18 protein-coding genes are annotated in these 26007 nt (G+C 64.5%); 9 read left to right on the forward strand and 9 right to left on the reverse strand.

Annotated features, from left to right (window positions below):
* Window positions 1-194: 194 nt before the first annotated feature.
* Entirely contained in the window at window positions 195-1520 is a 1326-nt protein-coding gene (locus tag F3J43_RS03005; RefSeq protein WP_166883334.1) for a DEAD/DEAH box helicase, read from the reverse strand.
* A gap of 145 nt (window positions 1521-1665) precedes the next feature.
* Between F3J43_RS03005 and F3J43_RS03010 the strand changes: the two genes are divergently transcribed.
* Complete coding sequence (locus tag F3J43_RS03010; protein ID WP_166883335.1) at window positions 1666-2958, forward strand: mechanosensitive ion channel family protein; 1293 nt, start codon at window positions 1666-1668, stop codon at window positions 2956-2958.
* 366 nt (window positions 2959-3324) lie between these two features.
* On the opposite strand, the gene F3J43_RS03015 is transcribed toward F3J43_RS03010, so the two are convergent.
* The 3 genes from F3J43_RS03015 to F3J43_RS03025 form a co-directional block, all read right to left on the reverse strand.
* Window positions 3325-4194 (reverse strand): carboxylate/amino acid/amine transporter, encoded by an 870-nt coding sequence (locus F3J43_RS03015; RefSeq protein WP_166883336.1) that lies wholly within the window; start codon window positions 4192-4194, stop codon window positions 3325-3327.
* 214 nt (window positions 4195-4408) lie between these two features.
* Window positions 4409-5008: an FMN-dependent NADH-azoreductase gene (locus F3J43_RS03020; RefSeq protein WP_166883337.1), complete on the reverse strand. Its 600-nt coding sequence runs from the start codon at window positions 5006-5008 to the stop codon at window positions 4409-4411.
* 104 nt (window positions 5009-5112) lie between these two features.
* Window positions 5113-5433, reverse strand: a complete 321-nt coding sequence (locus F3J43_RS03025; protein WP_166883338.1) for a 3-phosphoglycerate kinase — start codon at window positions 5431-5433, stop codon at window positions 5113-5115.
* Window positions 5434-5482: 49 nt separating this feature from the next.
* On the opposite strand from F3J43_RS03025, the gene F3J43_RS03030 reads away from it, so the two are divergent.
* Genes F3J43_RS03030 through F3J43_RS03045 form a run of 4 tightly spaced genes read left to right on the forward strand, consistent with a single transcriptional unit; the run spans window position 5483 to window position 9667 of the window.
* A complete protein-coding gene (locus F3J43_RS03030; RefSeq protein ID WP_166883339.1) occupies window positions 5483-6406 on the forward strand; it encodes a PA3225 family LysR-type transcriptional regulator in 924 nt (307 codons plus the stop codon).
* Window positions 6407-6419: 13 nt separating this feature from the next.
* Window positions 6420-7232, forward strand: a complete 813-nt coding sequence (locus F3J43_RS03035) for an alpha/beta fold hydrolase (protein WP_166883340.1) — start codon at window positions 6420-6422, stop codon at window positions 7230-7232.
* On the forward strand, window positions 7226-7783 hold the full coding sequence (locus F3J43_RS03040; RefSeq protein WP_166883341.1) for a peptidylprolyl isomerase: 558 nt from the start codon (window positions 7226-7228) through the stop codon (window positions 7781-7783). Before F3J43_RS03035 ends, F3J43_RS03040 begins: the two co-directional genes overlap by 7 nt.
* Before the next feature lie 51 nt (window positions 7784-7834).
* A complete protein-coding gene (locus tag F3J43_RS03045; RefSeq protein WP_166883342.1) occupies window positions 7835-9667 on the forward strand; it encodes an ABC transporter ATP-binding protein in 1833 nt (610 codons plus the stop codon).
* A gap of 59 nt (window positions 9668-9726) precedes the next feature.
* Here the strand turns inward: F3J43_RS03045 and F3J43_RS03050 are convergent, their stop codons facing one another.
* A complete protein-coding gene (locus F3J43_RS03050; RefSeq protein ID WP_166883343.1) occupies window positions 9727-10854 on the reverse strand; it encodes a GNAT family N-acetyltransferase in 1128 nt (375 codons plus the stop codon).
* 238 nt (window positions 10855-11092) lie between these two features.
* Here F3J43_RS03050 and F3J43_RS03055 point away from each other — a divergent pair, with 238 nt between their 5' ends.
* The gene (locus F3J43_RS03055) at window positions 11093-12337 is read left to right on the forward strand and encodes a putative porin (RefSeq protein WP_166883344.1); all 1245 of its coding nucleotides are present in this window, start codon (window positions 11093-11095) and stop codon (window positions 12335-12337) included.
* 142 nt (window positions 12338-12479) lie between these two features.
* On the opposite strand, the gene F3J43_RS03060 is transcribed toward F3J43_RS03055, so the two are convergent.
* Both F3J43_RS03060 and hrpA read right to left on the reverse strand, forming a co-directional pair.
* On the reverse strand, window positions 12480-13601 hold the full coding sequence (locus F3J43_RS03060; RefSeq protein ID WP_166883345.1) for a beta-ketoacyl-ACP synthase III: 1122 nt from the start codon (window positions 13599-13601) through the stop codon (window positions 12480-12482).
* Between the two features lie 247 nt (window positions 13602-13848).
* Window positions 13849-17754 carry an ATP-dependent RNA helicase HrpA gene (hrpA, locus tag F3J43_RS03065; RefSeq protein WP_166883346.1) on the reverse strand — a complete coding sequence of 1302 codons (3906 nt, stop codon included), beginning with the start codon at window positions 17752-17754 and terminating at the stop codon, window positions 13849-13851.
* Window positions 17755-18325: 571 nt separating this feature from the next.
* Between hrpA and F3J43_RS03070 the strand changes: the two genes are divergently transcribed.
* Window positions 18326-19690 carry a glutamine synthetase family protein gene (locus F3J43_RS03070; RefSeq protein ID WP_166883347.1) on the forward strand — a complete coding sequence of 455 codons (1365 nt, stop codon included), beginning with the start codon at window positions 18326-18328 and terminating at the stop codon, window positions 19688-19690.
* A gap of 26 nt (window positions 19691-19716) precedes the next feature.
* Entirely contained in the window at window positions 19717-21024 is a 1308-nt protein-coding gene (locus tag F3J43_RS03075; protein ID WP_166883348.1) for an NAD(P)/FAD-dependent oxidoreductase, read from the forward strand.
* Between the two features lie 117 nt (window positions 21025-21141).
* On the opposite strand, the gene fadD1 is transcribed toward F3J43_RS03075, so the two are convergent.
* The gene (fadD1, locus tag F3J43_RS03080) at window positions 21142-22836 is read right to left on the reverse strand and encodes a long-chain-fatty-acid--CoA ligase FadD1 (protein ID WP_353618199.1); all 1695 of its coding nucleotides are present in this window, start codon (window positions 22834-22836) and stop codon (window positions 21142-21144) included.
* Window positions 22837-23141: 305 nt separating this feature from the next.
* Window positions 23142-24830 (reverse strand): long-chain-fatty-acid--CoA ligase FadD2, encoded by a 1689-nt coding sequence (fadD2, locus tag F3J43_RS03085; protein WP_166883350.1) that lies wholly within the window; start codon window positions 24828-24830, stop codon window positions 23142-23144.
* Window positions 24831-25035: 205 nt separating this feature from the next.
* Here fadD2 and F3J43_RS03090 point away from each other — a divergent pair, with 205 nt between their 5' ends.
* Complete coding sequence (locus F3J43_RS03090) at window positions 25036-25980, forward strand: alpha/beta hydrolase (protein ID WP_166883351.1); 945 nt, start codon at window positions 25036-25038, stop codon at window positions 25978-25980.
* Window positions 25981-26007: the final 27 nt, after the last annotated feature.

The following is a 26007-nucleotide window of genomic DNA, read 5'->3' on the forward strand; positions in this document are numbered from 1 at the left end:
TACGGACGTAAATACGCCACTCCTCCCTGACTGATCGCGACAGAGAAGTTTGGCGCCCAAATGGGCAAAAGGGAGGGGGTAAAAGGGGTTTGGGGAAAACGCCTACAGGCACTATGGATAAATCGAAAAACCCACCACCGTTGCAGTGGCAGGCCTGAGTCGACAGGGGCCTGCGGCCCCTGTCGACAACCGGCTTACTCAGCCTTAGGCGCGCGCTTCTTCAACGGTGCCATGCCATCGGCGCTGGCCAACGGGGCCTTGGCCTTCGGCTTGGCGGCCGGCTTGCGCTTGGCGGTGCCCTTCTTCTCGGCGCCGGTCTTCTTCTCGACCTTTTTCTTCTTGCTGCCGGCGGCCTTGCCCGAGGCCTTGACCTTCTTCGGCCCGCTGTAGGTGCCCTTGACCTCCTTGATGACACGGCGCTCGAACTGCTGCTTGAGGTAGCGCTCGATGCTCGACATCAGGTTCCAGTCGTTGTGGGTGATCAGCGAGATCGCCAGGCCTTCGCCACCGGCACGGCCAGTGCGGCCCACACGGTGCACGTATTCGTCGCCGCTACGCGGCATGTCGAAGTTGATCACCAGGTCCAGGCCGTCGATGTCCAGGCCGCGGGCGGCGACATCGGTGGCCACCAGCACCTTGGAGCTGCCCTGCTTGAAGCGCTCGATGGCCTGCTTGCGGTCCTTCTGGTCCTTCTCGCCGTGCAGCACGAAGGCTTTGACGTCCTTGGCCACCAAGTGCCCGTAGATGCGGTCGGCCAGGGCACGGGTATTGGTGAAGATGATCGCCTTGTCGAAGGTCTCGTTGGCCAGCAGCCACTGGGCGATCTGCTCCTTGTGCTGGTCGTGGTCGGCGGTGATGATCTGCTGGCGGGTACCTTCGGCGAGCTGCGAGACGCTGTTGAGCATCAGGTGCTCAGGGTCCTTGAGCACCTTGCCGATCATGTCGCGCAGGGCCGCACCACCGGTGGTGGCGGAGAACAGCAGGGTCTGCTCGCGGTTCTCGCATTCCTTGCACAGGCGCTCCATGTCCTCGGCGAAGCCCATGTCGAGCATGCGGTCGGCTTCGTCGAGGATCAGCACCTGCACATGGGACAGGTCGAGGTTGCCGGCGTTGAGCTGCTCCAGCAGGCGCCCCGGGGTGCCGATCAGCACGTCGGGGACCTTGCGCAGCATCGCGGCCTGCTCCTTGAAATCCTCGCCGCCGGTGATCAGGCCCGACTTGATGTAGGTGAACTGCGAGAACAGCTGCACTTGCTTGAGGGTCTGCTGGGCCAGCTCGCGGGTCGGCAACAGGATCAGCGCGCGGATCTCGACGCGGCGCTCGCGCAGGTCGACCAGGCGGTTGAGCAGCGGCAGCACGAAGGCAGCGGTCTTGCCACTGCCGGTCTGTGCCGTCACCCGCAGGTCACGCCCTTGCAGGGCCAGGGGAATGGCCGCCGCCTGCACCGGGGTCGGCTCGACAAATTTCAGCTCGGCCACGGCTTTGAGCAGGCGTTCGTGCAGGGCGAATTGGGAAAACACGGAGGTAACCTCGGGCAAGTGCGAAAAATTCAAGTTGCATAGGGTAACGTTTTCCGTGGCCGGAGCCGAATTTCTTTTGGCAACTTTGCGCCGATCCACGCTCTAATGTTGCTTCATACCGCAACACAGACCGTTTTCTACGCTCATGGATATCCAACGCTTCTGGCGCGACGCCCTCGACCTCTGGGGCACCCTCGACCAACATCCACTGCTGCACGCCGCCCTCGGCCTGGCCGTGCTGCTGCTCGTCTCGCTGCTGATCGGCCGCCTGGCACGCTTCCTGGTGCTGCACGCCGGCCGTCTGCTGGGGCGCCAGCCGGCCCTCAGGTGGCTGGACGACCTGCGCCACAACAAGGTGTTCCACCGCCTGGCGCAGACCACGCCGTCACTGGTGGTGCAATTCGGCCTCAAGCTGGTGCCCGAGCTGTCGAACACCACCCAGCACTTTCTCGGCAACATCGCCCTGGCGGTCACCCTGCTGTTCATGACCCGCGCCCTGTCGTGCCTGCTCGACGCCCTGCTGGACATCTACGCCCGTACCGAGCATGCCCGCACGCGCTCGATCAAGGGCTACATGCAATTGGCCAAGATGATGCTGTGGATCTTCGCCGCCATCGTCATCGTCGCCACCTTGATCGACCGTTCGCCGCTGTTGCTGCTGTCGGGCCTTGGCGCCATGTCGGCGGTGCTGCTGTTGGTCTATAAGGACACCCTGCTGTCGTTCGTCGCCAGCGTGCAGTTGACCAGCAACGACATGCTGCATGTCGGCGACTGGATCGAGATGCCCCAGGCCGGTGCCGACGGCGATGTGGTGGACATCACCCTGCACACGGTCAAGGTGCAGAACTTCGACAAGACCATCGTCTCGATCCCCACCTGGCGCCTGATGAGCGAGTCGTTTCGCAACTACCGCGGCATGCAGCAATCCGGTGGCCGGCGGATCAAGCGCAGCCTGTTCATCGACGCCGCCGGCGTGCGTTTCCTGACCCCGGAAGAAGAACGACGCCTGGGCCAGGTGAACCTGCTGGGCGACTACCTGACGCAAAAACGCCAGGAACTGCACCAGTGGAACGAAGCACTGGGGCCGACCGCCGAACTGGCAGCCAACCGCCGCAAGCTGACCAACATCGGTACGTTCCGCGCCTTCGCCCTGGCCTACCTGAAGAACCACCCCAACGTGCATGCCAACATGACCTGCATGGTCCGCCAGATGCAGACCACCGCCGAAGGCGTGCCGCTGGAGATCTACTGCTTCACCACGACCACGGCCTGGGCCGAGTACGAGCGCATCCAGGGCGACATCTTCGACTACCTGCTGGCGGTGCTGCCGGAGTTCGGCCTGAGCCTCTACCAGCAGCCCAGCGGCAACGACATGCGCGCCGGCCTGGCTGCCAGGTCTCAGGCGCAGGCACAGCACCTGGAGGTCGAGCGGGCCTGACCCGGACCACTCGTCGTGGGCGCGGGCGCCCCGCCTGCGCCCATGACAAAACAGCAATGAAACAACCAGTTATAAATATTTCAGAGTTACTAAACGCCAGCCTTCGAGAAATACGAATACCCACCCCAGCACGCTTCTCCTAACCTGATGCGAACAGGCCGCCCCGGATGCGCGCGGCCCGGTATCGATCAAAGGACTGCGAGCAAACGATGCGTCAGGACATCTCCCTGGAAAAACAACTCGACGAACCCGACGGCACCGACCAGCCGTCGCGGCGCAAGGCGCTGGCCGCTGGCAGCCTTGCCCTTGGTATTGCCCCAGAATGACGAAGGCGCCCGTACAGGCGCCTTCGCATCAAGTGGAACCTCAGTGTGCCGGCAACCCTGTACGCGGATTGCCGAGGCGGCTGAGCCAGACCGAGGCGAGAATCACCGCGCCGCCGACCGCCAGCCGTCCGAGCGGCTCGTCGTGGTTCCAGATCAGCAGGTTCAGCACCAGCCCCACCGGCACATGCAGGTTGTTCATCACCGCCAGGGTGCCGCCCGATACCAGGCAGGCGCCTTTGTTCCACCAGTACAGGCCCAGTGCCGTCGGGCACAGGCCGAGGAACAGCAGTACCAGCCACTGGGTATCGGTGCTCGGCAGGTGCTGGGCGTTGCCGAACGCCAGGAAGGCCGGCAGCACCACCAGCAACGCGCCCAGATAGAAGTAGCCGAAACGCCGGTAATGCGGCAGGTCGCTGGGATGACGGGCGACCAGGTGCCGGTACAGCACCTGCCCGGCGGCATAGGTGAAGTTGGCCAGTTGCAGCAGCAGGAAGCCCATGAAGAACTCGCCGGTGACCGTGTCGAAGCGGATCACTGCCGCGCCGGCCACCGCCACCAGCGCGGCCAGCAGCGCCCAGGGGTTGAAGCGCCGGTTCAGGGCGTCCTCGATCAGCGTCACGTGCAGCGGGGTGAGGATGGTGAACAGCAGCACCTCGGGCACGGTCAGCACCCGGAAACTCAGGTACAGACAGACATAGGTGATGCCGTACTGCAGCGCGCCGATCAGCAGCATCGCGCGCAGGAAGCGTGGCTCCACCTGACGCCAGCGAGTCAGCGGCAGGAATACCAGCCCGGCCAGCACGACCCGGGCAAGCACGGCGAAGTAGCTGTCGACATGCCCGGCCAGGTATTCGCCGATGAGGTTGAAGGAGAACGCCTGGATCAGCGCGACGATTATCAGGTAGCCCATGGTTGGCCCTCGTGGATCAAGGCGGGGGACCATAGCGGGTTGGGTCCGGCCAGTTCAACCCTGAGGATTGTGGGGCCACCAGCAGAAAGGGCTACAAAATGGCCCCGGCAATCTCTGCATGAGCAGCGCTCGGCAATAAAAAAGCCCGGCCATCGAGGCCGGGCGGGTACACCCAAGGAGCAACAAGGTGTCAGGGTTGGGAATTCGTCCGGGCTCAGGCCACTGCGGCCAGTTTCGCCTTGGCCTGGTTCAGGCCCTTCTCGTGGAAGTCACCGCTCATGTTCAAGCCTTCGGCATGGATGAACTCGACCTCGTGAATACCGATGAAGGCCATCACTTGGCGCAGGTAAGGTTCCTGGTGGTCGCTGCTGGCACCGGCGTGGATGCCGCCACGGGCGGTCAGCACGATGGCGCGCTTGCCGGTGAGCAGGCCCTGCGGGCCGGTCGGGGTGTACTTGAAGGTGATCCCGGCGCGCAGCACATGGTCCAGCCAGGCCTTCAGGGTGCTGGGGATGGCGAAGTTGTACATCGGTGCGGCCATCACCAGCACGTCGGCGGCCAGGAGCTCGTCGGTCAGGGCGTTGGAACGTGCCAGTGCCTCGCGTTCGGTGGCGCTGCGCTGTTCCTCGGGCTTCATCCAGCCACCGAGCAGGTCGGCGTCCAGGTGCGGCACCGGAGCCACGGCCAGGTCACGCACCTTGATCTGGTCGGCCGGATGCGCCGCCTGCCACTGCTCGATGAAGTCACGGGTCAGTTGACGGGAAACGGAATCCTGCTGGCGGGCGCTGCTTTCGATGATCAGTACGCGGGACATGGGGTGCCTCCATCGGCGGAAAGGGGTGCGATTCGATGGAGGTGAGATTAAGGGTTGACCTATCGATAAAAAAGCGTAAAAAGTGGGTTCAATCTATCGATTTATCAGTTCTGTTGCGGCTTGCAGTCCAACGCGATCCGCAGCCTGATGATCTGCCGGTTGAACCTGGCGGTCACATCGGCGTGCTTGCCGGCCGCCACATTGACCCGCCGCACCCGCGGCGCCTCGGGACCGTTGCGGAAGGTGACCTTGCACGCCGCCGGGACCTGGCCATAGTTGGTGAGGGTGATCGAGCCGATGTCATAGGCGGTGTCATAGGCGGTGTAGTCGACCTTGACCCCGGTCAGCGCCTTCTCCACGTCGATGGGATAAGCCATGGCAGCAGAAGGCAGGCACAGCAGCAAGGCCAGACAACTTTTCTTCATTGGGCGCTCTCCGTGAGAAGAGCGCAGCTTAGGACAACAGGAGCCCTAGATGAAAGCGCCGCGCGTAACCCTGGATCAGTGGCGGACCCTGCAGGCGGTGGTCGATCACGGTGGGTTCGCCCAGGCGGCCGAGGCCCTGCATCGCTCGCAGTCGTCGGTGAGCTACACCGTGGCGCGCATGCAGGAGCAACTGGGCGTGCCGCTGTTGCGCATCGACGGCCGCAAGGCGGTGCTCACCGAGGCCGGCAGCGTGCTGCTGCGCCGCTCGCGCCAACTGGTCAAGCAAGCCAGTCAACTCGAGGACCTGGCCCACCACATGGAGCAGGGCTGGGAAGCCGAGGTGCGCCTGGTGGTCGATGCCGCCTACCCCAGCGCCCGCCTGGTGCGCGCCCTGAGCGCCTTCATGCCGCAGAGCCGCGGCTGCCGGGTACGTCTGCGCGAGGAGGTGCTTTCCGGGGTCGAGGAAGTGCTCCAGGAAGGCGTTGCCGACCTGGCCATCAGCGGCTTCAACATCAGTGGCTACCTGGGCACCGAACTCAGCCCGGTGGAGTTCATCGCCGTCGCCCACCCGGAACACAGCCTGCACCGCATGGGTCGTGACATCACCTTCCAGGACCTGGAAAGCCAGCTGCAGGTGGTGATCCGCGATTCCGGCCGCGCCCAGCCCCGGGATGTCGGCTGGCTTGGCGCCGAACAGCGCTGGACGGTCGGCAGTCTGGCCACCGCCGCCACCTTCGTCGGCAGCGGCCTGGGCTTCGCCTGGCTGCCCCGGCACATGATCGAACGCGAACTGCGCGAAGGCGTGCTCAAGCCCTTGCCGCTGGACCAGGGTGGCAGTCGACACCCGCTGTTCTACCTTTACTCGAGCAAGGAAAAGACCCTGGGCCCGGCCACGCAGATCCTCATCGAGCTGCTGCGCAACTTCGACACCGCGCCACTGGACGTGCCCTTCGCAGCCCCCCCGCAAGCCTGAAAGGACCGCGCCCATGGCCTGTTTCGAACACGACGGATGCCTGCTGCATTACGAGGAACATGGCCAGGGCGAGCCCCTGGTACTGCTGCACGGACTGGGCTCGAGCAGCCAGGACTGGGAGCTGCAGGTCGCTGAGTTCAGCCGCCATTACCGGGTGATCCTGATGGACATCCGCGGCCACGGACAATCGTCCAGGCCGCGTCGGGGCTACCAGATCAAGACCTTCAGCGAAGACCTGCTGGCCCTGCTCCGGCACCTGGGCCGCGGCCCGGTGCATTTCGTGGGGTTGTCCATGGGCGGGATGGTCGGTTTCCAGTTCGCCGTCGACCATCCCGACTGGCTGCGCAGCCTGTGCATCGTCAACAGCGCCCCTGAAGTGAAACGCCGCAGCCGCAGCGACTGGCTCTGGTGGCTCAAGCGCTGGGGCCTGGCGCGCCTGCTCAGTGTCGAGACCGTGGGCAAAGGCCTGGCCGCACGCTTGTTCCCCAAGCCACAACAGGCCGAGCTGCGGCGCAAGATGGCCGAGCGCTGGGCGCGCAACGACAAGCGCGCCTACCTCAAGAGCTTCGACGCCATCGTCGACTGGGGCGTGCAGGAACGCATCGGCCAGATCCACTGTCCCACGCTGGTGATCGCCGCCGAGCACGACTACACCCCCGTACAACTGAAAGAGCGATACGTCGCCCTGATGCCCAACGCCAGACTGGCGGTCATCGCGGATTCACGGCACGCTACGCCCCTGGACCAACCCGAGGTCTTCAACCAGACCCTGCTGCCCTTCCTCGCAGCCGCTTCCAACTCTCAAGGATCTTTGAGCCCATGCTGAAAAAACTCCTGCTCACCGCCTGCTCGGTCGCCTTCGCCACCAGCGTCATGGCCTCCGACAAGACTCCGCACGTATTGCTGGACACCAGCTTCGGCCCGGTCGAGATCGAGCTCAATGCAGAAAAAGCGCCCATCAGTACGAAAAATTTCCTCGCGTATGTCGAGAGCGGTTTCTATGACAATACGATCTTCCACCGCGTGATCCCGGGCTTCATGGCCCAGGGCGGCGGCTTCACCGCGCAGATGCAACAGAAACCGACCCAGGACCCAATCCGCAACGAAGCCGGCAACGGCCTGCAGAACACCCGTGGCACCCTGGCCATGGCCCGTACCTCCGACCCGAACTCGGCCACCAGCCAGTTCTTCATCAACGTCGCCGACAACGATTTCCTCAATCCGGGTCGCGACCGTGGCTATGCGGTGTTCGGCAAGGTCACCAAGGGCATGGAAGTGGTCGACCAGATCGTCAACTCGCCGACCACCGTGAAGAACGGCATGCGCGACGTCCCGGCCGACCCGGTGTACATCAAGTCGGCCAAACGCATCGACTGACCCCGTGCCACACAGGGACGTGGGTCGGGTCACACAGGAGTCTTGTCACCCATGCTGTACCGTCGCTTCGAGCAATTGATCGACATTTTCCGCGAGGCGCCCAGCGAGGCGCCTCCCGGTAAAGTCTGGCCCTTCTACCTGTACTACCTGCGCCAGGTCTGGCCCAGCTTCGTGGCCTTGCTGGTGGTCGGCCTGATCGCCTCGCTGATCGAGGTCGCCTTGTTCAGCTACCTGAGCCGGATCATCGACCTGGCCCAGGGTGCGCCCAACGCCAACTTCTTCAGCGAGCACAGCGGCGAGCTGATCTGGATGCTGGTGGTGGTGCTGATCCTGCGCCCGGTGTTCTTCGGCCTGCACGACCTGCTGGTGCACCAGACCATCAGCCCGGGCATGACCAGCCTGATCCGCTGGCAGAACCACACCTACGTGCTCAAGCAGAGCCTGAACTTCTTCCAGAGCGATTTCGCCGGGCGCATCGCCCAGCGCATCATGCAGACCGGCAACTCGCTGCGCGACTCGGCAGTGCAGGCGGTGGACGCACTGTGGCACGTACTGATCTACGCCATCAGCTCTCTAGTGCTGTTCGCCGAGGCCGACTGGCGGCTGATGCTGCCGCTGCTGGCCTGGATCGCTCTCTACATCGGCGCGCTGTATTACTTCGTGCCACGGGTGAAGGAGCGTTCGGTGGTGTCCTCCGACGCCCGCTCCAAGCTGATGGGGCGCATCGTCGACGGCTACACCAACATCGCCACCCTCAAGCTGTTCGCCCACACCGACCACGAGCGCCAGTACGCCCGCGAGGCGATCAGCGAGCAGACCGAGAAGACCCAGCTGGCGTCGCGCGTGATCACCAGCATGGACGTGGTCATCACCTCGCTGAACGGCCTGCTGGTGGTCGCCACCACGGGGCTCGCGCTATGGCTGTGGAGCCAGTCGCTGATCAGCGTCGGCGCCATCGCCCTGGCCACCGGCCTGGTGATCCGCATCGTCAACATGTCGGGCTGGATCATGTGGGTGGTCAACGGCATCTTCGAGAACATCGGCATGGTCCAGGATGGCCTGCAGACCATCGCCCAGCCGGTGACCGTCAGCGACAAGCCTGATGCGCCAGCGCTCAAGGTGAGCCACGGCGCGGTGCGCTTCGAGCATGTCGACTTCCATTACGGCAAGGGCAGCCAGGTCATCGACGCACTCGACCTGGACATCCGCCCCGGCGAGAAGATCGGCCTGATCGGCCCATCCGGCGCCGGCAAGTCGACCCTGGTCAACCTGCTGCTGCGCCTGTACGACGTGCAGGCCGGGCGCATTCTCATCGATGGCCAGGACATCGCCGAGGTCAACCAGGCCAGCCTGCGCGCACAGATCGGCATGATCACCCAGGACACCTCGCTGCTGCACCGCTCGATCCGCGACAACCTCCTGTATGGCCGGCCCGAAGCCAGCGACGAGGAAGTCTGGGAGGCAGTGCGCCGGGCCCGGGCCGACGAGTTCATCCCGCAGTTGTCCGACGCCCAGGGCCGCACCGGCTTCGACGCCCATGTCGGCGAGCGCGGGGTCAAGCTCTCCGGCGGCCAGCGCCAGCGCATCGCCATTGCCCGGGTGCTGTTGAAGAACGCGCCGATCCTGATCATGGACGAGGCCACTTCGGCGCTGGACTCGGAGGTCGAGGCGGCGATCCAGGAAAGCCTGGAGACGTTGATGCAGGGCAAGACGGTGATCGCCATCGCCCACCGCCTGTCGACCATCGCCCGCATGGACCGGCTGATCGTGCTGGACAAGGGGCGCATCGTCGAGAGCGGCAGCCACAGCGAGCTGCTGGCGCACCACGGGCTGTACGCCCGCCTGTGGCATCACCAGACTGGCGGGTTCGTCGGGGTCGACTGAACAGGCAGCTGTGTGGGGGCAGAACCGCCCCCGCACAGCCTGTACCTGCCACCTCTCCCTCAGGCCTGGCGATAGGGCAACATCCCCCGCGCCTCTTCGGCATAAGCCTGCACGCCTGCACGCTCCTGGACCAGGAAATCCTCCACCGCCCGCCGCAACCCCGGATGCAGCAGGTAGTGCCACGAGCGTGTGAGCACCGGCTCAAAGCCACGGATCAGCTTGTGCTCGCCCTGCGCGCCGGCATCGAAGCGCTGCAGCCCTTCGGCGATGGCGAAGTCCATGCCCTGGTAGAAACAGGTTTCGAAATGCAGCCGGTCGAATGCGTCCAGGCAGCCCCAGTAGCGGCCATACAGGCTGTCACCACCGACCAGGCTGAAGGCCATCGCCACCTCGCGCCCCTGCTGGCGGGCGATCACCACGCGAATGGCCTCGGGCATGCGCTCGGCCAGCAGACTGAAGAACTCACGGGTCAGGTAGGGCGCGCGACGGCGCACCGCATAGGTGTTGGCATAGCAGCGATAGACGAAATCCCACTGTGCCTCGCTCAACTGCTCGCCCCGATACCAGACGAAATCGATCCCCTGCCCGGCCACCTGCTCACGTTCCTTGCGCATCTGCTTGCGCTTGCGCGAACTGAGGCTGTCGAGGAAATCCTGGAAATCCCGATAGCTGCGGTTGCGCCAGTGGAACTGACAGCCCAGACGCTCCATCCAGCCCGGCAAATGGCTGATGGTTGCGTCCAGCGAAGGCTCGGTGAAGTTGATATGCGCCCCGGACAACCCGCCCCGGCCCAGGTAATCCGGAAGCGCCTGCAGCAGCAACAGGCCATCGCCCGGCTCGGCGGCCAGCAATCGCGGCCCGCTCACCGGGCTGAACGGCACGGCGCCCAGCAGCTTGGGGTAGTAGGCAATGCCGGCGCGCTCGCAGGCATCGGCCCAGCCATGGTCGAACACGTATTCGCCGAACGAATGCCACTTGCGGTAGGCCGGCAGTAGCGCGCGCACCTCGCCATCGCGTTCCAGCACCAGGTGCTCGGCGGCCCAGCCCGTGTCGAGCGACACGCTGGCGCTGTCCTCCATCGCCGTGAGAAAGGCATGGCGCAGGAAAGGCTGGCCATCAGGCACCAGGGCATCCCAGGTGGTCGCCGGCAGGTCACGCAGGTGGGCAAGGCTGTGAAGGCTGGACACGGTTCCGACTCGCAGGGAAAGAGCGCCAGTATTGCCAAGTCGCCCGTGACACTCAAATGACAGACCGCTGACTTAACAACAGTGCCACTGTTTAGACATTATTCTGTCATTCCCCCTCGCAATACTTGCGCCTGTTTTCCGGAACCCCAGAACCTGTCTATTCAGGCCCTTTCCGAAGACATGCCAACTTGGGGGCGGGCGCTTGAGCCTCCCCACTTTTTCCAACAGGGAGAACCTTATGCGTCTTGTTTCTACACTTACCGGAGTGAGCCTCACCGGCATGATGCTGGCTCTGAGTACTCCGGCCAGTGCTGCTGTCGACGCCAAGCTGCTCGAAATGCTCCGCGCCAACGGTTCGATCAACCAGGCGCAGTACAACGAACTGCAAGGCGACCTGGCAAAGGAAACCAAGGAAAAGGCCGACCAGAAAGCTCAGTCCGAACGTATGAGCTCCTTCGAACAAAAAGTGGCATGGGCCGCCAAGACCCAGATCAAGGGTGATGTGCGCCTGCGTTACGAAGACGTCAACGTCGACAACCCGAACGCCCGCAGCGGCAACCAGGACCGTGAGCGCGTCCGCGCCCGCGTCGGCTTCTACAGCGAGATCAACCCACAGGTCGACGCCGGCGTGCGTGTCGCCACCGGCAGCAGCGCCGATGCCCGCTCGACCAACCAGAGCCTGGACAACTACTTCGAGAAGAAATCGCTGTGGGTCGACCTGGCCTACCTCGACTGGCACCCGACCGCCGTTCCGAACTTGCACCTGATCGGCGGCAAGATGAACCAGCCATGGGTGAGCATGGGCGACATCATCTGGGACAGCGACATCAACCCGGAAGGCGTGGCCGTCACCTACAAGACCAACCTGGGTGCCGCCGAACTGTTCGGCAGCGCCGGTCACTACACCCTCAAGGACAACGTCGACGGCGACGGCGTGCAGTTCAAGCACGACGCACAGCTGTACCACGGCCAGTTGGGTACCAAGTTCAACGCGGCGGATACCGTCAAGGTCACCGTGGGCGGCAGCATCTACGGCTACGACAACGACAAGAAGTCGGCAGCCCTGCGCTCGCTGGGCAACACCACCAACGAGTTCAACCTGGTGGAAGGCTTCGGCCAGCTGGACTTCACCGGCTTCGCCATCCCGCTGTCGGCCTACGGCCAGTTCGTCAAGAACACCGACAGCACCGACGGCATGGACAAGGGCTGGCTGGCCGGTCTGAAGAGCAAGGTCGGCGCCTGGAGCCTGGACTACAACTACCGCGACGTGCAGCGTAACGCCGTGGTCAGCCTGTTCACCGATTCCGACTTCGGCAACGGCTTCACCGGTTCGCGTGGCCACAAGTTCAAGGTCGGCTACGAGATCGACAAGAACTTCACCCTCGGCGCGGCCTACATGATGGCCAAGACCGACTACTCCAACCTGCCGAACCGCGATGCCGACGTCGACACCCTGCAGGTCGACCTGGAAGCCAAGTTCTAAGCGCACCGCTCCTTTGCTTTGACCTGAAGCGGGAAATGCCGACCCCATCCGGCATTTCCCGCTTTTTTGCCTGTGGCTTTGCAGACCTGTCGCGGCACAAGGCCGCAGGGCGGCCCCGGCAATTCCGGATCTGGTGCAGCGATCAGCGCTTGCGCAGCACCACGCTACCGATCGAATAGCCTGCACCGAACGAGCTCAGCACGCCCAGCGAGCCCTTGGCCAGGTCGTCCTGGTACAGGTGGAAGGCGATGACCGACCCCGCCGAGCTGGTGTTGGCGTAGCGATCGAGAATCACCGGTGCCTCCTGCTCATCCACTTCGCGCCCAAGCAGCTTCTTGACGATCAGGTGGTTCATGCTCAGGTTGGCTTGGTGCAGCCAGAAACGCTTGACGTCCGACGGCTGCAGGTCATTCTCGGCCAGGTGCTGGCCGATCAGCTCGGCGACCATCGGGCAGACTTCCTTGAACACCTTGCGGCCTTCCTGCACGAACAGCTTGTCGCGGGCACCGATCCCCTCTTCCGCCGCACGGTTGAGGAAACCGAAGTTGTTGCGGATGTTGTTGGAGAATGCCGTCAGCAGTTTGGTGCTGACGATGTCGAACTGATGCTGGGAAGTGGCCTGGTCGGCACGCTCGACCAGCACGGCCGTGGCAGCGTCACCGAAAATGAAGTGGCTGTCGCGGTCACGGAAATTCAGGTGCCCTGTGCAGATCTCCGGATTGACCACCAGCACCGCGCGAGCCTGGCCCAGTTGCACACTGTTGGCGGCGGTCTGGATACCGAAGGTGGCCGACGAGCAGGCCACGTTCATGTCGAAGGCGAAGCCCTGGATACCCAGCGCCTGCTGCACCTCGATGGAAATGGCCGGGTACGGGCGCTGCAGGTTGGAGCAGGCGACGATCACCCCATCGACATCGGCGGCGCTGCGACCGGCGCGCTCCAGTGCCTGGCGGGCGGCGGCCACGGCCATTTCACAGAGGATCGACTGCTCGTCGTTGGAACGCTCCGGCAGGCGCGGCTTCATGCGCTGCGGATCGAGGATGCCGGCCTTGTCCATGACGAAGCGGCTCTTGATGCCCGAGGCCTTCTCGATGAAGGCCGCGTCGGAAACCGGCGCGGCTTCGAGTTCGCCACGCTCGATGGCTGCGGCATTGTCACGGTTGTACTGTTGCGACCAGGTGTTGAAGGACTCCACCAGCTCTTCGTTGGAAATGCTCTGGGCCGGGGTATACAGGCCGGTGCCGCTGATCACGACGTTCTGCACGGTCGTTCCTCTGTCAGAGGCCATCGCCAAACCGGCGCTGGCCGAAAAAAGGTCGATACTGGCACCTTGGTGCCAATTAGCAATCGTAATGCACCGCATCGGCGGCACATTCGTCGAGGGCACTGCCCTCGTCCGCGAGGCAAGCCCGCGCCGACAACGAACAGGACATCCGTGTCGGCGCTGACGAAGCCTGCAATGGGCCGCAAAGCGACCCAAATTCCGCCAAGTTTGCCACAACTTGCCAGCGTTAGGCTTCCACCTGGCTCCACTGCTTGCCGAGGCGCTTGTCGGAAATCGGCACCTTCGTCCCCAACTGCTGGGCGAACAACGAGACCCGGTATTCCTCCAGCAGCCAGCGGTACAAGACCAGTTGCTCGTCACGCTTGCCCTCCTGGGCGTGCTTGTCGGCGCGTGCCTTGTACTGGGCCCAGCAATTGGCCAGCTCGCCGCTCCACACCCGGTCTTTCTGGACCTGCGAGCCGAGCTTCTCCAGGCGCAGTTCCACCGCCTTGAGGTAGCGCGGCAGTTCCTTGAACCAGAGGCCTGGCGTCTCGCGCACGAAGCCTGGATAGACCAGGTTGGCCAACTGTTGCTTGATGTCGTTGAGCGCCACCGCCTGGGTCAGGTCGATCTTGCCCTTGAAGCGCTTCTGCAGGCCATGCCACAGCTTGAGCACTTCGAGCGTCAGGCGGGCCAGACGCTCGGCATGCTCGGCCCAGTCGCCGCGCTTGCGCTCGGCCAGCGACGCCAGGCCTGCGCCATCGCGCGGCAGCGGGTCCTCGCCTTCGAGCACGCAACTGTCGAGGCTGGCCAGCAGGATATCTTCCACCAGCGCCTCGACCCGGCCCAGTTCGCGGTACAGCAGGCCCAACTCGGTCAGCCCAGGCAGCTTGCCCCGCAGGAACTTGGCCGGCTCGGCCAGTTGTTGCAGCAACAGGCGCTGCAACGCGCGGCGATGCTGGTACTCGGCCTCGGCCTGGGTGGAGAAACGCCCTTCACGCACCGTGCCGTTGTCCTCGACCAGCGCCGGGTAGACAGTCATCGACAGCCCGGCGATCTTCTGCTGGACGGTCTGCGCCACTTCGGCGAAGGCCTTGGCCTGCACCGGTTGCTCGGCCTTTTCATTGCGCGGCAGGGCCAGCGCGGCCTGACTGGCGGCAGCGAAGCGCGCGGTCAGCTCGACCAGGTCGCGGCCTTCGCCGAGGAACTTGCCCTGGGCGTCGACCACTTCGATATTCATCCGCAGGTGACCTTCCACCAAGCTCGCAGCCTCGGCCCAGGCCTCGTCGGTGACCCGCGCGCCGGTCATGCGCAGCAACTCCTGGCCGAGCGCCTGGGGCAACGCGCCCTGGCCGAAGCTCATGCGCGCCAACGCCGCCTTGACGAAGTCCGGCACTGGCACGAAGTTCTTGCGCAACGCCTTGGGCAGGTTGCGCACCAGGGCGATGCACTTGGCCTCGAGCAACCCCGGTACCAGCCACTCCAGGCGCTCGCCCGGCAGGCTAGGCAGCAACGGCGCCGGCACCCGCACGGTCACGCCGTCACGCGGGTGATTGGGCTCGAAGTGATAGCTCAGCGACAGGCGCAACTCGCCCACCTGCAGGTGGTCCGGGTACTGCGCGGCGGTAACTTCGCTGGCCTCGCGGGCGAGCACGTCCTCCTCGCGCATGATCAGCAGGTTGGCGTCCTTCTGGCTGTTCATCCGGTACCAGCTGTCGAAGGTCGCGGTCTGGTGGATCTCTTGCGGCAAGCGCGCCTCGTAGAAGGCGAACAAGGTTTCCTCGTCAGCGAGGATGTCACGTCGGCGGGCCTTGGCCTCCAGTTCGTCGAGCTGCTCGAGCAGGCGCTTGTTGGCAGCCAGGCACTTGGCCCGCGACTGGATCTCGCCACCGACCAGGCCATCGCGGATGAACAGCTCGCGAGAGGTCGCCGGGTCGATCGGACCGAAGTGCACAGGACGACGACCGACCAGGATCAACCCATACAAGGTGATCTGCTCATAGGCCACCACCTGGCCGCGCTTCTTCTCCCAGTGCGGTTCGAAGTGGTTCTTCTTGATCAGGTGGGTCGCCAACGGCTCGATCCAGTCCGGCTCGATCTTGGCCACCATCCGCGCGTACAGCTTGGTGGTCTCCACCAACTCGGCGGCCATCACCCACTGCGGGCGTTTGCGGCCGATGCCGGAGGATGGGTGAACCCAGAAGCGACGCTGGCGCGCGCCCTGGTAATCGCCCTCCTCGGTCTTGTGGCCGATCTGGCTGAGCAGGCCGCTGAGAATGGCCTTGTGCACACGCTGGTAGTCGGTCGCATCCTTGTTCACCGTCAGTTGCAGGTCACGGCAGATCAGCGCCAGCTGGCGATGGGCATCGCGCCATTCGCGCAGGCGCAGGTAATTGAGGAAGTTCTTCCGGCACCAGTTGCGCAGCGGGCTGGCGGTCAGTGCCTGGCGCTGCTCCTCGAAACCGCGCCACAGGTTGACCAGCGCGGCGAAGTCGGAGTCGACGTCCTTCCATTGCGCGTGGGCCTGGTCGGCGGCCTGCTGGCGCTCCGGCGGACGCTCGCGCGGATCCTGCACCGACAGCGCACTGGCGACGATCAGCACTTCCTGCAAGCTGCCCTGGCGGGCCCCTTCGAGCAACATGCGGCCCAGCCGCGGATCGATCGGCAGGCGCGCCAGCTGGCGCCCCAGTGGGGTGAGCTGGTTCTCGCGGTTGACCGCCGAGAGCTCCTGCAACAGGTTGAAACCGTCGCTGATGGCCTTGCCGTCCGGCGGCTCGATGAACGGGAAGGCATCGATGGCGCCCAGGCGCAGGTGCAGCATCTGCAGGATCACCGCAGCCAGGTTGGTGCGCAGGATCTCCGGATCGGTGAACGCCGGGCGGCCGTTGAAATCATCCTCGCTGTACAGGCGGATGCAGATACCCGGCTCGACACGGCCACAGCGGCCTTTGCGCTGGTTGGCACTGGCCTGGGACACCGCCTCGATGGGCAGGCGCTGGACCTTGGCACGGTAGCTGTAGCGGCTGATGCGCGCGGTGCCGCTGTCGATCACATAGCGGATGCCCGGCACGGTCAGCGACGTCTCGGCGACGTTGGTCGCCAGCACCACGCGGCGGCCGCTGTGGGACTGGAAGATCCGCTGCTGCTCGGCCGGCGACAGACGCGCGTACAGCGGCAGGATCTCGGTGTGGCGCAACTGGGCCTTGCGCAATATCTCCGCCGCATCGCGGATCTCGCGCTCGCCGGGCAGGAACACCAGCACATCGCCCGGCCCCTTGCCCTGGCTGCGCTCGTGCTGGGCGATCTCGTCCAGCGTGGCGAGGATGGCCTGGTCGACGGAGATATCGTCCTCGACCTGGTTACCCTCCTCGTCCTGTTCGCGGGTCAGCGGTCGGTACCAGGTCTCCACCGGGTAGGTACGCCCGGACACCTCGATGATCGGCGCGCCATCGAAATGCCTGGAGAAACGCTCCAGGTCGATGGTCGCCGAGGTGATGATCAGCTTCAGGTCCGGGCGACGGTGCAACAGGGTCTTGAGGTAGCCGAGCAGGAAATCGATGTTCAGACTGCGCTCGTGGGCTTCGTCGACGATGATCGTGTCATAGCGCTCGAGGAAGCGGTCGTGCTGGGTCTCGGCCAGCAGGATACCGTCGGTCATCAGCTTGACCAGGGTGTTCGAGTCGCTCTGGTCCTCGAAACGCACCTGGTAGCCGACCAGCGCCCCCAACGGCGTGCCCAGCTCCTCGGCGACCCGCGCCGCCACGCTGCGCGCGGCGATCCGCCGGGGCTGGGTATGGGCGATCAGGCCATGGCTGCCGCGGCCCAGCTCCAGGCAGATCTTCGGCAACTGGGTGGTCTTGCCCGAACCGGTTTCGCCAGCGATCACCAGCACCTGGTGCTCGGCCAGGGCCTTCTTGATCTCGTCGCGCTTGGCGGCGATGGGCAGGCTGTCATCGTAGCGGATCGTCGGCACGCTCTGCTGGCGCGCGGTGACCTGGGCGCAGGAGGCCTGGACCTTTTCCACCCACTGCGCGAGCTTCGCTTCGTCGGGGCGCTTGCGCAGCTCGTGCAGTTGCCGGCGCAACCGATGACGGTCGGCGATCATGGCGTGGTCGAGGTTTTGCAACAGTTTGTCGATGGCTTGGTCAGTCATGGGGCTTTTTAGTGATGCAGGTGGGCCTGCTTTTTCATGATCGGCATGCGGAAAGTCGGGCGATTGTCGCAGATTTGGGCCTTCTTTGCTGTCCAGGCTGGCGCGCGCCCGGCAGCAGCGGCCTTGTGTCGCGAAAGGGACGCAAAGCGACCCGGGATATCCAAGGCGATGCAGAAATCGTTGGGGCTGCTGCGCAGCCCTTTCGCGACACAAGGCCGCTCCTACAGGGGATCGTGCAACGGCGGAATGTTTAGTGAACAACGATGTGAACGTTGCCATTCACTGCTTTAATCAACCTTACGCTGCATGTGAGTATCAAAGTCATGACTCCCGTCCAGACCATCGCCCCACCGTCGTCCCGCCCTTCGCCAGCGAAGGCCCGGTCCCGCGCCGGTGAAAATCCGCTGGTCCACATCATCCTCGCCTTCTGGGCCCTGTGGCATTGCCGCCACGCGCGCCCACCGGATGCTTCGCTCACGCCTTTGTGACCAAACCCGGCCGGTATACGGCCGCTTGTCTCGTCTGGACCACGCCTGCGCGCCGGTCCTGCGCACCTGTGAGCGAACCCTTCATGCACTTTGCACCTGTAGAGCACGCCAGCCGCTTCCTGGCAGAAAACCCTGATATCGAACTGTTCGAACTGTTCATCCTCGACGCCAACGGTGTACCACGCGGCAAGCTGCTGCATCGCGAGGAACTGCTGGCGGTCTACCAGAGCGGCCGCCCGCTGCCCAGCACCATCCTCGGCCTGACCCTCAACGGCGACGACGTGGAGAACTCCGGCCTGGTCTGGGACGTCGGCGACATCGACTGCCGCGCCTACCCTCTGGAGAACAGCCTGGTACGCCTGCCCTGGCGGCGGGTGCCGACTGCCGCGGTGCAGGTCAGCATGCACCCGAGCGAAGGCCTGCCGGCCAGCATCGCCGACCCGCGCCACGTGCTGCTGCGGGTCGTCGACGCACTCAAGGCCGATGGCTACCACCCGGTGATGGCCTGCGAACTGGAGTTCTACCTGCTCGACCAGCGCCGCGATGCCCAAGGCCACCCGCAACCCGCGCTGGACAGCGACGGTGGCCGGCCACGCGCCACCCAGGTCTATGGCCTGCGCGAACTGGAGCAGATCGAACCGTTTCTCGCCGATCTCTACGCCGCCTGCAAGGCGCAAGGCATCCCGGCACGCACGGCGATCTCGGAATATGCCCCGGGCCAGGTGGAGATCACCCTGGAGCATGGCGACGCCTTGGCGGCGATGGACCAGGCGGTGCGCTACAAGCGCCTGGTCAAGGGCGTGGCCAACGCCCACGGCATGCAGGCCTGCTTCATGGCCAAGCCGTTCGCCCAACTGGCCGGCACCGGCATGCACATGCACCTGAGCCTGGCCGACGCCGAGGGCAACAACCTGTTCGCCAGCGCGGACAAGGCCGGCACCCCACTGTTGCGTCAGGCCGTGGCGGGCATGCTGCGCCACCTGCGCGAGTCGCTGCTGCTGTTCTGCCCCAACGCCAACTCCTACCGCCGCTTCCAGGCCAACAGCTACGCGCCACTGGCACCTACCTGGGGTGTCGACAACCGCACCGTCAGCCTGCGCGTGCCAGGTGGCCCGGCCAACAGTCGGCATGTGGAGCACCGCATCTGCGGCGCCGACGCCAACCCCTACCTGGCCGCCGCCGCCATTCTCGCCGCCAGCCACCAGGGCATCCGCCAACAGCTCGACCCCGGCGCGCCGGTCGAAGGCAACGGCTACGCCCAGGCTAGCGAACACCTGCCCACCGACTGGCTGACCACCCTCGAGGCCCTGGAGCATTCCCCCTGGGCCCGCGAAGCCTTCGGCGCCGAGTTCCTCGGCGTGTACCTGAAGGTCAAGCGCGCCGAGTACCGCCAGTTCATGGCCGAAGTCGGCGAGCAGGACTGGCGCTGGTACCTGCACCAGGCCTGAGATATGCATCAGAACAAGGAACACTCATGAACGCAGCAGTGAACAATGGACCGGCCCAGCGCGCGCCGTCCTACTACAGCGCCACCCTCAACGACAGCACCGAGTACCCCTCCCTCAAGGGCACGGTGCAGGTCGACGTGGCAATCATCGGTGGCGGTTTCACCGGCGTGGCCACCGCAGTGGAGCTGGCCGAGCGTGGCCTGAAGGTGGCCATCGTCGAGACCCACCGCATCGGCTGGGGCGCCAGCGGTCGCAACGGCGGCCAGGTCACCGGCAGCCTGTCCGGCGACGAAGCCATGCGCACACAGATGCGCAACCGTCTGGGCAGCGAGGTGGACGACTTCATCTGGCACCTGCGCTGGCGCGGCCACCAGATCATCGAGCAGCGCGTGGCACGCTACGGCATCGACTGCGACCTCAAGCGCGGCCACCTGCACGCGGCGATGAAAGCCTCGCACATGGATGAGCTGCGCAGCTTCCAGGCCGAGGCCGAGCGCCGCGGCATGGGCGAGCAGGTGCAACTGCTGGATCGCCAGGGCATGGCCGAGCACCTGCAGAGCCCGCTCTACCTCGGCGCCTTGAAGAACCTGCGCAACCTGCACCTGCACCCGCTCAACCTGTGCCTGGGCGAAGCCCGCGCCGCCAGCAGCCTGGGCGCGCTGGTGTTCGAGAATTCCGAGGTGCTGGAGATCGTCCATGGCCCGCGTCCGGCGGTGGTCACCGCCCACGGACGGATCGAGGCGCGCCAGGTGATGCTGGCCGGCGACGTGTACCACAAGCTGGAAAAGCGTCAGCTCAAGGGCAAGATCTTCCCGGCCATGGGCGGTATCGTCACCACCGCGCCGCTGGGCGAGCTGGCGCAGCAGATCAACCCGCAGGATCTCGCGGTATACGACTGCCGCTTCGTCCTCGACTACTACCGCCTGACCGCCGACAAGCGCCTGCTGTTCGGCGGCGGCGCCAACTATTCCGGGCGTGATTCGCGGGATATCGAAGCCGAGCTGCGCCCATGCATCGAGCGCACCTTCCCGGCACTCGAGGGCGTGCCGATCGAGTTCCAGTGGAGCTGTGCCATGGGCATCGTGGTCAACCGCATTCCACAGTTGGGCAAGCTTTCGGACAACGTCTGGTACTGCCAGGGTTATTCCGGGCACGGCATCGCCACCAGCCACATCATGGGCGAGATCATGGCCGAAGCGCTGACCGGAACGCTGGAGAAATTCGACACCTTCGCCGGATGCAAGCACATCAAGGTGCCGCTGGGGGACTTGCTGGGCAACCCGCTGCTGGCGGCGGGGATGTGGTACTACCAGATGCTCGAGAAGCTGCGCTGATAGACAAAGGGGCCGCCTCGCGGCCCATCACCGGCTGGCGCCGGCTCCCACCGAGCATGCCCTTGTGGGAGCCGGCGCCAGCCGGCGATGGACCGTGAGACAGCCCCCGGCCTGGGATCAGGCGATCTTCTTCAGGCCTTGTTTCTTCAGTTCTTCGTCGCGCAGCTCACGACGCAGGATCTTGCCGACGTTGGTGGTCGGCAACGCATCGCGGAACTCGATCTGACGCGGGACCTTGTAGCCGGTGACATTGGCACGCATGTGCTCCATCACCTGCTCCTTGGTCAGGGTCATGCCCGGCTTGACCACGATGAACACCTTGATCACCTCGCCGGATTTCTCGTCCGGCACACCGATGGCCGCGCACTGCAGCACGCCCGGCAGGGCGGCGAGTACATCCTCGAGCTCGTTCGGATACACGTTGAAGCCCGAGACCAGGATCATGTCCTTCTTGCGATCGACGATACGCATGTAGCCATCCGGCTGGATCACTGCGATGTCGCCCGTCTTCAGCCAACCGTCGCTGTCGAGAATTTCCTGGGTGGCCTCTTCGCGCTGCCAGTAACCCTTCATCACCTGCGGACCCTTGACGCACAACTCGCCGACTTCACCCAGCGGCAACTCCTGGCCCTGGTCGTCGATCACCTTGCACAGGGTCGACGGCACCGGGATGCCGATGGTGCCGACCTGGTTGGCTTCGGCCGGATTGACCGCCGCCACCGGGCTGGTCTCGGTCATGCCGTAGCCTTCGCAGATGGCGCAGCCGGTGACCGCCTTCCAGCGCTCGGCCACGCTCAGTTGCAGGGCCATGCCGCCGGACAGGGTGATCTTCAGCGACGAGAAGTCCAGGCGGCGGAAGGTCTCGTTGTTGCACAGGGCGACGAACAAGGTGTTCAGGCCAACGAAACCGCTGAACTTCCACTTGCCCAACTCCTTGACCATCGCCGGCAGGTCGCGGGGGTTGGTGATCAGCACGTTGTGGTTGCCGATCAGCATCATCGCCATGCAATGGAAGGTGAACGCATAGATGTGGTACAGCGGCAGCGGCGTGATGAGGATCTCGCAACCTTCGTGCAGGTTGGAGCCCATCAGCGCCCGGCATTGCAGCATGTTGGCCACCAGGTTGCGGTGGGTGAGCATCGCCCCCTTGGCCACACCGGTGGTACCACCGGTATACTGCAGCACGGCGACGTCGTTGGCCTGCGGGTTGGCCTCGGTAACCGCGCCACCCTTGCCCAGTGCCAGCGCATCGTTGAAGCGGATGGCGCTCGGCAGGTTGTAGGCCGGGACCATCTTCTTCACGTACTTGATGACGCTGTTGATCAGCAGGCGCTTGAGCGGCGGCAGCAGGTCGGCCACCTCGGTGACGATCACGTGCTTGATCTGCGTCTTGGGAATGACCTTCTCGGCCAGATGCGCCATGTTGGCCAGGCACACCAGCGCCTTGGCCCCGGAGTCGTTGAACTGGTGCTCCAGCTCCCGCGCGGTGTACAGCGGGTTGGTATTGACCACGATCAAGCCGGCACGCATGGCACCGAACACAGCGACTGGGTACTGCAGGACGTTAGGCAGTTGGACGGCGATGCGATCGCCGGGCTTGAGGTCGGTGTGCTGTTGCAGCCAGGCGGCGAAGGCGCCGGACAGGGCATACAGCTCGCCATAGGTGATGGTCTTGCCCAGGTTGCTAAAGGCCGGTTTGTCGGCAAAGCGTTGGCAGGATTGCTTGAGCACCGCCTGGATATTGGGGAATTCGTCAGGATTGATTTCCGCCGTAATTCCGGCTGGGTACTTATCCTTCCAAAAATGTTCGATCATGGAAGCCCGCTCCTTCAGCAACAGCGAATTCGGTTACGCGTCGATGCGCTTATTATTGATATGGGATGACGGTTCATTGCAAACCGGATCATCTGAAAGCGCGCCGAGAGTAACAGCTTTGCCTGGGGTCGCCTAGAGGTCGCGACAGGCCTTGTGGTCACAAAAATGACTCAATGAACACTGCAAGTCATTTTTAGAGTAATTATCCAAAATGTCGCAAAACAAGCTGAAAGTCCTGCACTAGAGCGATCAGGCTTTGGCCTTGGGCGCGAGCCTGGGCAAGCTCGCGCCCACGCGCAGCGTCAGGCGATATCGCGCAACTCACGGCGCAGGATCTTGCCCACCGGGGTCATCGGCAGCGAGTCGCGCAGGACGATATGCTTGGGCACCTTGTACCCCGTGAAGTTGGCTTTGCAGTAGGCCTTGAGCTCATCGACGCTGAGCCCACCCTCGCGCGCGACCACGAACAGTTTCACCGCCTCGCCCGAGCGCTCGTCCGGCACCCCGATGACCGCGCAGTTGGCAACTTGCGGATGGTTCATCACCACGTCCTCGATCTCGTTGGGGTATACGTTGAAGCCCGAGACGATGATCATGTCCTTCTTGCGGTCGACGATGCGGGTGAAGCCATCCGGGTCGATCACCGCGATATCGCCGGTCTTGAACCAACCCTGCGCATCCAGCGCCTCGGCGGTGGCCTGTGCTTGCCGCCAGTAGCCCTTCATCACCTGCGGCCCCTTGATCAGCAGTTCGCCGCGCTCCCCCAGGGGCTGCTCGTTACCCTCGTCATCGACCACCTTGAAGGTCGTGCCCGGCACCGGCATGCCCACGGTACCCAGGCGTGCCAGTTGGCCATAAGGGTTGGTGCTGGCCACCGGCGAGGTTTCGGTGAGCCCGTAGCCTTCGACGATGCGACACCCGGTCAGCGCCTCCCAGCGCTCGGCGGTGGCCTTGACCAGCGCGGTCCCCCCCGAGTTGGTGACCTTGAGCGCGGAGAAGTCCAGCGCCTTGAAGCCGGGATGGTCCATCAACGCGACGAACAGCGTGTTCAACCCCAGCAACGCCGAGAACCGCCATTTGCCCAGCTCCTTGATGAAGCCTGGAATATCGCGGGGATTGGTGATCAGCACGTTGTGGTTGCCGGTGACCATCATGCACATGCAGTTCGCGGTGAAGGCATAGATGTGGTACAGCGGCAGCGGCGCGATCATCACCTCCTGGCCTTCCTTGATCAGTGGCTGGCCATCGGGGCCATGCTGGCCGAAGCAGGCCAGTACCTGGAGCATGTTGGCGACGAGGTTGCCGTGACTGAGCATCGCCCCCTTGGCCAACCCGGTGGTACCGCCGGTGTACTGCAGCACCGCGACGTCATCCAGGGCCTGTGGCACCGGGGTATGGACCAGCTCGCGGCCCTGGCGCAGCACCTGCTTGAACGACACCGCACGGGGCAGATCATAGGCCGGCACCATCTTCTTGAACCTGTCGACCACGGTATTGACCAGCCAGCCCTTGAGGCTGGGCAGCATGTCGCCCATCTTCGCCTCGATCAGGTACTCGATGCCGGTGTCGGGCAGCACCTCCTGTACCCGGCTGCCGAACATGTTCAGGTACACCAGCGCGCGGGCCCCGGAGTCCTTGAACTGATGGCGCATCTCCCGCGGGGTGTACAGCGGGTTGGTATTGACCACGACCAGGCCGGCACGTAGGGCCCCGAACACGACGATGGGATACTGCAGGACGTTGGGCATCTGCACCGCGATGCGGTCGCCCGGCACCAGGTCGGTATGCCGTTGCAGCCAGGCGGCGAAGGCCGCGCAATGACGATCGAGCTCGGCATAACTGAGGGTGACGCCCAGGTTGCTGAACGCCGGGCGGTCGGCGAAGCGCTTGCAGGAGCGCTCGAACACTTCGACGACAGACTTGTAAGCAGTCAAATCAATGGTGGAAGGCACGCCCGCCGGGCGTTTGTCGTTCCAGAAATCGGCTTGCATTTATTGTTGTTCCTCTGCCGGGACCGTCCCTTGACCTGATCGCCTGATGGCAAAAAGGCGTTCTGCCGACGTTAGCAGCTAACCCCGAGGTGGCAAACACGCCAAGTGCCGCCATTAACATTGTGAATCTCTTTTTCTGCCTTTCCTGCAATTGCCCGCTTTGCGCATACACTGTCTGACGAACTTCAGCGCGCAAGGACCCGCCATGCCCCACGACGCCTTCTGGCTACCCGCCAGCGAGCATTGCCGTCTGTACCTGCACCAATGGCTGCCGGCCACGCCGGTCAAGGCCGTGGTGCTGCTGGCCCATGGCATGGCCGAGCATGCCGGGCGCTACCAGCGCCTGGGGCAGGCACTCAATGCCGCCGGATATGCCCTGCTGGCCCACGACCAGCGCGGTCACGGCCGTACCGCCGAACAGGGCGAGCTGGGCCTGTTCGCCCGCAGCAATGGCTGGAATGCCGTGGTCAACGACCTTGGCCTGCTGGCCCAGCACATCGGCCAGCAGTTCCCGGGCACGCCACTGTTCCTGTTCGGCCACAGCATGGGCAGCTACATCGCCCAGGCCTACCTGCTGCATCACAGCGCCAGCCTGCAGGGGGCGATCCTCAGCGGTTCGAATTTCCAGCCGGCGGCGTTGTACCGCGCGGCACGCCTGATTGCCCGCCTGGAAACCTGGCGCCAGGGCCCTGAAGGTAAAAGTGCGCTGATCGACTGGCTGTCGTTCGGCTCGTTCAACAAGGCGTTCAAGCCCAACCGCACCGCCTTCGACTGGCTCAGCCGCGATCCTGCGCAAGTCGACGCCTATGTGGCCGACCCGCTGTGCGGCTTTCGCTGCAGCAACCAGTTGTGGCTCGACCTGCTGCAGGGGCTTGCGCAGATCAGCCAGGCGAAGAACCTGGCGCAGATCGATCCGAACCTGCCAATGCTGGTGCTCGGTGGCGAATGTGATCCGGTGAGTGCCGGCAAGCGTCTCACCGATCTGGCCGTCGCCTTGCGCGCGACCGGCAACCGTCATGTACAGTTGCGCATCTACCCCGGTGCACGACATGAAGTGCTCAACGAAACCCATCGCGACGAGGTCACCGCCGACATCATCGCCTGGCTGGAGCAGGCCCTGGCCCTTGGTCGCCCTGCCCGCAGCGAATGACCGGCCCCCTCGCCCACCCCACAAGGA

Origin of the sequence: Pantoea sp. Cy-639 (assembly GCF_011752525.1) — a bacterium.
Taxonomy (GTDB): Bacteria; Pseudomonadota; Gammaproteobacteria; order Pseudomonadales; family Pseudomonadaceae; genus Aquipseudomonas.